At 41.9% G+C, this 8,785-nt stretch carries 8 protein-coding genes; 6 read left to right on the top strand and 2 right to left on the bottom strand.

Going from position 1 to position 8,785, the window contains the following annotated elements; translation table 11 throughout:
• The 4 genes from K8F54_RS02890 to K8F54_RS02875 all read left to right on the top strand — a co-directional run.
• A partial coding sequence (locus K8F54_RS02890) for an OmpA family protein (RefSeq protein ID WP_290786718.1) occupies positions 1-369 on the top strand: 369 nt, incomplete at its 5' end.
• 153 nt (positions 370-522) lie between these two features.
• Positions 523-1,383: an OmpA family protein gene (locus tag K8F54_RS02885; protein WP_290786716.1), complete on the top strand. Its 861-nt coding sequence runs from the start codon at positions 523-525 to the stop codon at positions 1,381-1,383.
• A 185-nt stretch (positions 1,384-1,568) separates the two neighbouring features.
• The gene (locus K8F54_RS02880; protein WP_290786714.1) at positions 1,569-2,174 is read left to right on the top strand and encodes a DinB family protein; all 606 of its coding nucleotides are present in this window, start codon (positions 1,569-1,571) and stop codon (positions 2,172-2,174) included.
• 86 nt (positions 2,175-2,260) lie between these two features.
• Positions 2,261-2,743 (top strand): nuclear transport factor 2 family protein, encoded by a 483-nt coding sequence (locus K8F54_RS02875; protein WP_290786712.1) that lies wholly within the window; start codon positions 2,261-2,263, stop codon positions 2,741-2,743.
• Here K8F54_RS02875 and K8F54_RS02870 read toward each other — a convergent pair.
• Complete coding sequence (locus K8F54_RS02870) at positions 2,740-3,357, bottom strand: L-threonylcarbamoyladenylate synthase (protein WP_290786710.1); 618 nt, start codon at positions 3,355-3,357, stop codon at positions 2,740-2,742. The two genes, K8F54_RS02875 and K8F54_RS02870, sit on opposite strands and share 4 nt — an antisense overlap.
• A gap of 67 nt (positions 3,358-3,424) precedes the next feature.
• Positions 3,425-5,743, bottom strand: coding sequence for a UvrD-helicase domain-containing protein (locus K8F54_RS02865; RefSeq protein ID WP_290786708.1), 2,319 nt, complete (start codon positions 5,741-5,743; stop codon positions 3,425-3,427).
• A 149-nt stretch (positions 5,744-5,892) separates the two neighbouring features.
• Here K8F54_RS02865 and K8F54_RS02860 point away from each other — a divergent pair, with 149 nt between their 5' ends.
• Positions 5,893-7,176, top strand: coding sequence for an amidohydrolase (locus tag K8F54_RS02860; protein WP_290786706.1), 1,284 nt, complete (start codon positions 5,893-5,895; stop codon positions 7,174-7,176).
• Complete coding sequence (locus tag K8F54_RS02855) at positions 7,177-8,751, top strand: FMN-binding glutamate synthase family protein (protein WP_290786704.1); 1,575 nt, start codon at positions 7,177-7,179, stop codon at positions 8,749-8,751.
• Positions 8,752-8,785 lie beyond the last annotated feature (34 nt).

Raw genomic sequence — 8,785 nt, 5'->3', positions numbered from 1 at the left:
AGCTATGAAATTTCATCCAGAGCGAGAGAGATCTTAAGTAAAGTTGCCACCGTGATTAATGGAAAACCTAATTTTGAAGCCATGGTAGAAGGACATACTGATAATGTGCCTTATAAGAGTGGTGTTCTCATTGACAACTGGGATCTTAGTGTGAAACGTGCTACTGCTATTGTACGTGAACTACAAAATCTAGGGGTAAGCCCAAGTAGATTGGTTGCTGCGGGACGTGCAGATTATGTGCCATTAGTTCCTAATACTACTGCTGAAAACCGTTCTACTAACAGACGTACACGAATCTTAGTTCTTCCTAAAATCGATCAGTTCTATGATATGATCGAAAAAGAAATGAAAACACTTGAAGGCAAATAATAACCTTTAAAAATAGTACCATAAAAACCCGACCTCGTGTCGGGTTTTTTTATGGAGTTGATCAGCTGATTATTGTCATAATTCAGTATTCGAAAAACCTGTACCTTTATAGGTACGCATATTTTTATCTATATAACCTCTAAATACCATATTATGAAAAGAATTTTAATCCTTTTAGTTGCAACAAGCCTAGCACTTGGTTCTTGTGTTTCTAAAAAAGAATTTGCCCAATTAGAAGGCAAATACAAGAAATCTCAGGATTTATTGAACTCATGTACCGTTAAATTAAACAGCTGTTTAACCGACAAAGCCGCTTCGGACGCAAGAGCCGCAGCCTTAGAAGATCGATTGGCCGATATGAAAAAAACGAACGAAGATCTTATTCAAAGTTCAAAAGATCTGACCATGTTGACCGCCAAAGGTGCTACCAATCTTGAAAAATCTCTAGAAAGTTTGAGAGAAAAAGATTTGAAAATTTCACGATTGCAGGATGCCTTAACTAAAAAAGACAGTGTTACCTTGGCATTGGTCACCAGTTTAAAACGTGAAGTCGGTATGAACGATCCCGATATAGAAATCAATGTTGAAAAAGGTGTTGTTTACATTTCGATTGCGGATAAGTTATTATTTAAGAGTGGTAGTTATGAAATTTCTGCCAGAGCCAAAGAAATATTGGGCAAGGTTACAACGGTAATCAAAGGTAAACCCAATTTCGAAGCCATGGTGGAAGGACATACAGACAACGTTCCATACAAGAATGGTTTACTTCTGGATAACTGGGATTTAAGTGTAAAGCGAGCTACCGCGGTGGTGAGAGAATTACAGGAGCTGGGAATAAATCCGAATCGATTGGTCGCTGCCGGACGAGCTGATTATGTGCCCTTAGTATCTAATGACACAGCCGAAAATCGAGCTATCAACAGACGTACACGTATTTTGGTACTTCCGAAGATCGACCAATTCTATGATATGATCGAAAGAGAAATGAAAACCCTGTCAGAAGAAGGCAAGTAAACTTCTCGCTAACAAAAAAAAACCCGGCTTGCTTGTCGGGTTTGTTGTTTATAATAAACCTAAGAAAGTTTTGAATAAAAGCAACGACCAACCAAACGTATTTTGAATCAAAAATTGTCCTAATTTTAGGAACGAATTCGTTTTAAAACAAAAACCATTGTTCAATAACCTAAACTTCTAATCTCATGAAAAAGCTAATCCTTCCGTTTTTAATGCTTGTCCTTGTAAGCTTTACCGCTTCTGAAGCAAAACTAACCGAGGCTGAAAGAGCATTGGCCATTTCCGAAATGACCAAAACGAACGATCATTTGGTAAGCGCACTTGGTGGCTTAAGTGAAGACCAGTTGCACTTTAAGGCAAGTCCCCAGTCATGGTCTATTGCCGAGTGTGTAGAGCATATCGCACTTTCCGAAAATAATATTTTTGGAATGCTGCAAGGAACCCTAGCTACCGAAGCCGATCCCTCGAAGCGGGACGAGGTGAAACTGACCGACGAGCAAATTTTGAAAATGATTGTAGATCGCACCAATAAGGTAAAAACATCCGAAGCATTTGAGCCAAGTGGAAAATTTGGATCTTTCGAAGCAACTGTTGAGGAGTTTATGAAGCGACGTGCCGAAAACATAGCCTATGTTAAAAATACTGAAGACGACCTTAGAAATAGATATGCCGAATTGCCTATTGGCACCATAGATGCCTATCAAATCTTATTGTTCATGTCGGCACATACAGAGCGACACATTCTTCAAATTGAAGAAGTGATGGAAGATGAAAATTTTCCTGAAGAATAAGCAGGCATTCGCTTCACTTTGCAAAACCTCAGCCTGAAAGCTGAGGTTTTATTTTTTTAATAGTACTTTGTTGCATATTTTCAAGTATGATAAAATCTGAAAATTGCATAGCAACTTTTTACATGGCCTTTAAAGAATTGGATGCCGAAACCATGGTGTCCTGTTATCATGAAGAAGTTCAATTTGAAGACCCTGCTTTTGGCATGCTAGATGGAGTACGGGCAAAGAATATGTGGCGCATGCTTTGCAGTTCGCAACAAGGAAGGGATTTTATAGTTGCAGTTTCTGATATTTCCTGCGATTCCCAAACCGGAAAAGCACATTGGGAAGCTTTTTATACATTCAGTAAAACAGGTAGAAAGGTTCACAATATAATCGATGCCAAATTCGAATTGAAAGATGGGAAAATCATTCGGCATACGGATCGCTTCAGTCTCTATCGATGGGCCAAACAAGCATTTGGCATAAGCGGATTATTGCTGGGCTGGACCCCTTTTTTCAGAAAAAAATTACAGCGGCAAACCAACCGGCTTCTAGACAAATTTGAACAAAAAGTAGGGGATACTTAAATTTCGAGGTCACCCTTCCCTTCTCTAATGAGTAGGGGTTCGTCACCAGTTAGATCGATTACCGTCGAAGCAATATTTCCACCATACCCACCATCAACAACTACATCTACTTTGTGCTTCCACTTTTCAAAAATAAGTCCGGGATCGGTAGTGTATTCAATCACCTCGTCCTCATCCTTGATCGATGTAGAAACAATAGGGTTGCCAAGTTCGCGCACTATGGCTTGAAGAATACTATTATCGGGCACCCGAATTCCCACCTCCTTTTTCTTTTTAAAAACGGTAGGTAAGTTGTTATTTCCAGGTAAGATGAATGTATAAGGTCCCGGCAAGGCGCGTTTTAATATTTTAAATGTGGCGGTATCGATCTGACGTACATAATCCGATAAATTGCTGAGGTTTTCACAGATGAACGCAAAATTCGCCTTTTCCAATTTCACCCCTTTCAACTGTGCAACGCGCTCCAGGGCTCTGGTATTCTTTATATCACACCCTAAGGCGTACACGGTATCGCTTGGGTAAATAACAAGGCCACCATTGCGAATAATCTCCACAACCCGTTTTATATCCTTTGGATTGGGATTTTCTTCATAGATCTTAATGTATTCAGCCATAACGAAGCATTCTGAGTTTCACTTAAAGATACGGTAAAGTTGGATTATTTTTGAAAAGAACGAGATTTTAACTAAGCACATTCAATTTCGCAAAGCGGAGTAATAGTTTTTTAAGTCCGCCATTTTCAAACTGTATTTCGGCCTTGGTATCGGCTCCTACCCCTTCTATTTTTAGAATTTTTCCTTTTCCGAAGCGGACGTGTTCCACAAGCGTACCCACATCCAAATTCGCCTCTTCGGCACTAAAATTCTTGTCGGCACTGCTGGTAACAGGCTTTAGCCGACGTAATTTCCGTAGCTGCTCCTCCGAAGGACCTTTGGGAGGCGTTCCGGTAGTAGGCTTACGCATACGAAGTTTACTTTTATCGATATCATCAAAAATATCGGCGTCCAACAGCGGCTTGTAGCGATGCTCTGTAATGGGCGTTAGATATTCCAAATAATCACCGTCAATTTCCTCAATAAATCGGCTGGGTTCGGCATCGATCAATTTCCCCCAACGATACCGCGATTGCGTATAGGTTAAATACGCTTGCTTTTCGGCGCGAGTAATTGCGACATAAAACAAACGACGTTCTTCTTCCAACTCGCTTCGGGTGTTCATACTCATCCCACTCGGAAATAATTCCTCTTCCATCCCAACAACATACACATACGGAAACTCCAACCCCTTCGCCAAATGTACCGTCATAAGGGCTACCCTATTCTCATCGCCCTTGTCATTATCCATATCGGTAGCCAAGGCCACGTCTTCGAGAAATTCGGCCAGTGCGCCGGTAGCATCTGCTAATTCTTTTTGCTCTTCCACAAAATCCCGCATTCCATTGAGCAGCTCTTCAATATTCTCAATTCGGGCGATACCCTCGGGGGTGCCGTCTTTTTTTAGTTCCTGAAGTAATCCTGTTTTCTTGGTAACCAATTCGGTAATCACAAAGGCATCGGTAGTAGCATTTTGAATTTGAAAACTTTTGATCATGGTTACAAAATCCTGAAGCTTCCCCTTGGTACCACTATTAATCTTCAAATCGATTTTATCAATGTTTTCCATCACTTCAAACATGGATCTGTCGTAATGATTCGCAGCCACTACGATCTTATCAATGGTAGTGCCCCCAATTCCTCTTGCCGGATAGTTGATCACCCGCTTTAATGCTTCCTCATCCTTCGGATTAAGTATAAGCCGCAAATAGGCTATCACATCTTTAATCTCCTTGCGCTGGTAGAAACTGAGTCCGCCATAAATTCGATACGGAATATCTTTCTTACGCAGTGCGTCCTCCATCGCTCTGGACTGAGCGTTAGTGCGGTACAGTATGGCAAAATCACCATTGTTTAATTGATGATTCATTTTGTTCTCAAAAATAGAACTCGCCACAAATCGGCCTTCATCCCCATCGGTCATGGTGCGATTCACTTTTATCTTGTTGCCTTCGTCGTTAGCAGTCCAGACAATCTTTTCGAGTCGGGTCTTATTTTTTTCAATAATACTATTGGCCGCATTGACGATATTCTTTGTGGAACGATAATTTTGTTCCAAGCGATATACCTTTACGTCGTCATAGTCCTTCTGAAAGTTTAGAATGTTATTGATGTTAGCGCCTCGGAACGCATAGATACTCTGGGCATCATCCCCTACCACACAAATATTCTGAAAACGATCACTGAGCGCTCTAACAATCAAGTACTGACTGTGATTGGTGTCTTGGTACTCATCCACCAAAATATATCGGAAGCGATTTTGGTATTTGGCCAAAACATCGGGGAAGCGTGTTAAAAGTTCATTGGTCTTCAGTAATAGATCGTCAAAATCCATCGCGCCGGCCTTAAAACAACGTTCCACATACGCCTTGTACACATCGCCCAGCCTTGGTATCTTGGCCATGGCGTCGGCCTCTATCAATTCAGGGTTATTGAAATAAGCCTTTACCGTGATTAGACTGTTTTTATACGAAGAAATTCTGGAATATACCTGCTTGTACTTATAGATATCCTTATCCAGATGCATGTCCTTAATGACCGCCCGAATCACACTCTGTGAATCCTGTGTATCGTAAATTGTAAAATTGGACGGATAGCCCAACTTATCGGCTTCAAATCGAAGGATTTTTGCAAAAATACTGTGGAAGGTTCCCATCCATAAGTTCTTCGCCTCGCTATTTCCAACTATCTGGGCGATACGTTTTTTCATCTCGCGCGCCGCCTTATTGGTAAAGGTAAGTGCCAGAATATTAAAAGGGTCTACCCCCTGTGACATCAGGTATGCGACCCGATAGGTCAAGACTCGGGTCTTCCCGGACCCTGCTCCTGCAATAACGATCATTGCCCCATCTTTCTGTAAGACAGGTGCTCGTTGTGCGTCGTTTAATTGTTCCAGATAATGCTGCAAAGATGTATTCTTTTCTGAAGAAATTTAAGCTTGAAAAATACTGAAAATAGGTCGAAAAAGAGAGCGGTTTAACTAGAATTTATAAACAGTGGTTCCAATTTTTGTTTTGCTAAAATTTAAATATCTTTAGCTGAAATATTTCTGAAACCATGAAGCACTACAAACTACTACTCCTCTCCCTTTTTTGCGCAACTACTCTTTTTGCACAAATGGACCAAAAACTAGTTAAAGATATTGAATCTATCGAACAACAGGTGATCGATTGGCGACGGCATTTTCACGAAAATCCGGAACTATCGAATAGAGAGTTTAAAACAGCCGAGGCCATTGCGGCACATTTGCGCTCTTTGGGAATGGAAGTTCAGACAGGTATAGCCATAACCGGTGTTGTAGGTATACTGAAAGGAGATCTTCCCGGAAAAGTAGTCGCCCTACGAGCCGATATAGATGCGCTTCCGGTGACAGAACGAAACAGTCTGCCCTTTAAAAGCAACGTGACCGATACGTTTCTCGGCACTGAAACCGGTGTGATGCATGCCTGTGGACATGATACGCACATCGCTATCTTGATGGGTGTTGCCGAAGTACTATCAAAAAACAAGAATCTAATTAAAGGAACGGTCAAGTTTATTTTTCAACCCGCGGAAGAAGGACCGCCTCCTGGAGAAGAAGGCGGTGCAAAACTCATGATCAAGGAAGGTGTGCTTAAAAACCCCGACGTTGACGTTATTTTTGGATTGCACATCAACTCTGGTACGCCCGTAGGAACAATTAAATATAAGCCGGAAGGCACCATGGCAGCGGTAGAGCGCTTTGTCGTGAACGTAAAAGGAAAACAGACCCACGGATCGGCTCCTTGGAGTGGTGTAGACCCCATTCTTATTTCAGCAAAAATTATTGACGGTTTTCAAACAATTATTAGTCGGGAATCTAATTTGGTAAATGAAGCTGCTGTAATCACCGTTGGTAAAATCACAAGTGGCGTTCGCTTTAATATTATCCCGGAAAGCGCCGAAATGATAGGAACGGTTCGTACGCTTAGCCCCGATATGCGTGATCACATTATTCGGCGTATGACCGAAATGGCGGCGGACATCGCAAAAGCCTATGGAGGAAGCGCCACCATCGAATGGCAGAACAATACGGTGGTTACGTATAACGATCCAAAATTAACCGAACAAATGCTGCCAACACTACAAGGTATCGCCGGAACAGAAAATGTACAATTGATGAAGGCCACCACGGGAGGGGAGGACTTTTCTTATTTTCAGGAAGTAGTGCCTGGTTTTTATTTCTTCCTCGGAGGAATGACACAAGGGAATACCACACCGTACCCCCATCACACACCCGATTTTATTATTGACGATTCGGGATTATTGTTAGGAGTTAAAGCTATGTCACAATTACCATTAGATTACTTAAACGCGCAGTAGATGGATACGGTAATGACTTTTCTAGGAGATTTTCCATGGTGGGGTTGGCTGTTGGTGCTTTTGGTTGTGATTGGTATTAGAGATATACTGCAACCTAATCATACCCTAAATCATAATTTCCCGCTCATAGGTCATTTGCGATATATGTTAGAGAAAATAGGACCAGAGTTACGACAATATTTAGTGGCCAACAACCGAGAGGAATTACCGTTTAACAGAATTGAAAGGAGTTGGATTTATGCTTCGGCAAAAAAAGAAAACAATTACGAGGGTTTTGGTACCGACAGAGATATTTACGCGCACCATCATATCTTTATCAACAATGCCATGATGCCATATAAGGTGGCCAAAGACCACCCTAACGCCTTAGATAAATATTTTCTTCCTTGCGCAAAGGTCATGGGAGAATTCAACAAACGGAGGAAGCCGTATCGGCCGGCTTCGGTGATCAATGTTTCCGCGATGAGTTTTGGTTCGCTTTCAGCAAAAGCAATAGAATCACTTAACAAAGGAGTGAAATTGGCCGGAGCTTATCACAATACGGGCGAAGGAGGCCTTTCTCCTTATCATTGTAACGGTGGCGATGTGGTCTTTCATTTTGGAACGGGTTATTTCGGTGTGCGGGACGAGGACGGAAATTTCTCAATGGATAAGTTGGTCGAATTAGTAAATGACCATCCCTACATAAAAGCGATTGAGGTAAAACTTTCTCAGGGGGCAAAACCCGGAAAAGGAGGCGTATTACCCGGGGCAAAAATCTCTAAAGAAATTGCGAAAATTCGAGGTGTAGCCGTTGGAAAAGATGTGCTTTCACCTCCCAATCACACTGCTTTTTCTAATGTTCCTGAGCTAATGGATTTTATTGAAGCCATTGCCGATATGACCGGGTTACCTGTAGGCGTAAAAGCTGCTATTGGAAAACTCGATGAATGGGAAGAGCTCGCAGACATCATGGTGGCAACAGGTAAAGGCCCCGATTTTATCACGGTAGACGGCGGAGAAGGTGGTACAGGCGCAGCCCCGCCGAGTTTCGCCGATCACGTTTCGCTACCTTGGGTATATGGGTTTAGTGACTTGTATAAATTGTTTCAGAAAAAAGGGCTAACTCAGCGAATTGTCTTTATTGGCAGTGGAAAATTAGGCTTTCCGGCCAAAGCTGTTATGGCCTTTGCCATGGGCGCAGACTGTATCAACGTAGCGAGAGAGGCTATGATGAGTATTGGTTGTATACAAGCTCAGATTTGTCATACCAATCGGTGCCCCAGTGGGGTGGCTACACAAAATAAATGGTTGCAAAATGGTATTAACGTACCATTAAAATCGGAACGCCTGGCTCAATATTTTAGAACCTTCCGAAAAGAACTCATAGAAATCACCCATGCGGCAGGTTACGAACATCCCTGCCAGTTTAGAATGAACGATGTGGACATGAACGTAGATGATCACCATTTGTCCAAAGAACTGGATAGAACGTATCTTTACAATAAGGCCGTTGTACCCTTTGATGGGATGCAGTCATTGCATGATTGTCCCTATTTGGGCGGTAACCGTACAATAGAAAAAGAATTATCGTAATTAATAAGCAATACTTATTTTAGAAATTCGTTAC

The organism is Altibacter sp., assembly GCF_019913785.1.
Taxonomy (GTDB): Bacteria; Bacteroidota; Bacteroidia; order Flavobacteriales; family Flavobacteriaceae; genus Altibacter.
The sequence above is the reverse complement of the archived record's forward strand: the minus strand, read 5'-3'. Positions and strand labels throughout refer to the sequence as shown.

Coding starts and splice junctions, on each gene's coding strand:
- K8F54_RS02860 (WP_290786706.1), top strand. CDS start 5,893: ATGAAGCACTACAAACTACTACTCCTCTCCCTTTTTTGCGCAACTACT.
- K8F54_RS02880 (WP_290786714.1), top strand. CDS start 1,569: ATGAAAAAGCTAATCCTTCCGTTTTTAATGCTTGTCCTTGTAAGCTTT.
- K8F54_RS02855 (WP_290786704.1), top strand. CDS start 7,177: ATGGATACGGTAATGACTTTTCTAGGAGATTTTCCATGGTGGGGTTGG.
- K8F54_RS02870 (WP_290786710.1), bottom strand. CDS start 3,357: ATGGCTGAATACATTAAGATCTATGAAGAAAATCCCAATCCAAAGGAT.
- K8F54_RS02875 (WP_290786712.1), top strand. CDS start 2,261: ATGATAAAATCTGAAAATTGCATAGCAACTTTTTACATGGCCTTTAAA.
- K8F54_RS02885 (WP_290786716.1), top strand. CDS start 523: ATGAAAAGAATTTTAATCCTTTTAGTTGCAACAAGCCTAGCACTTGGT.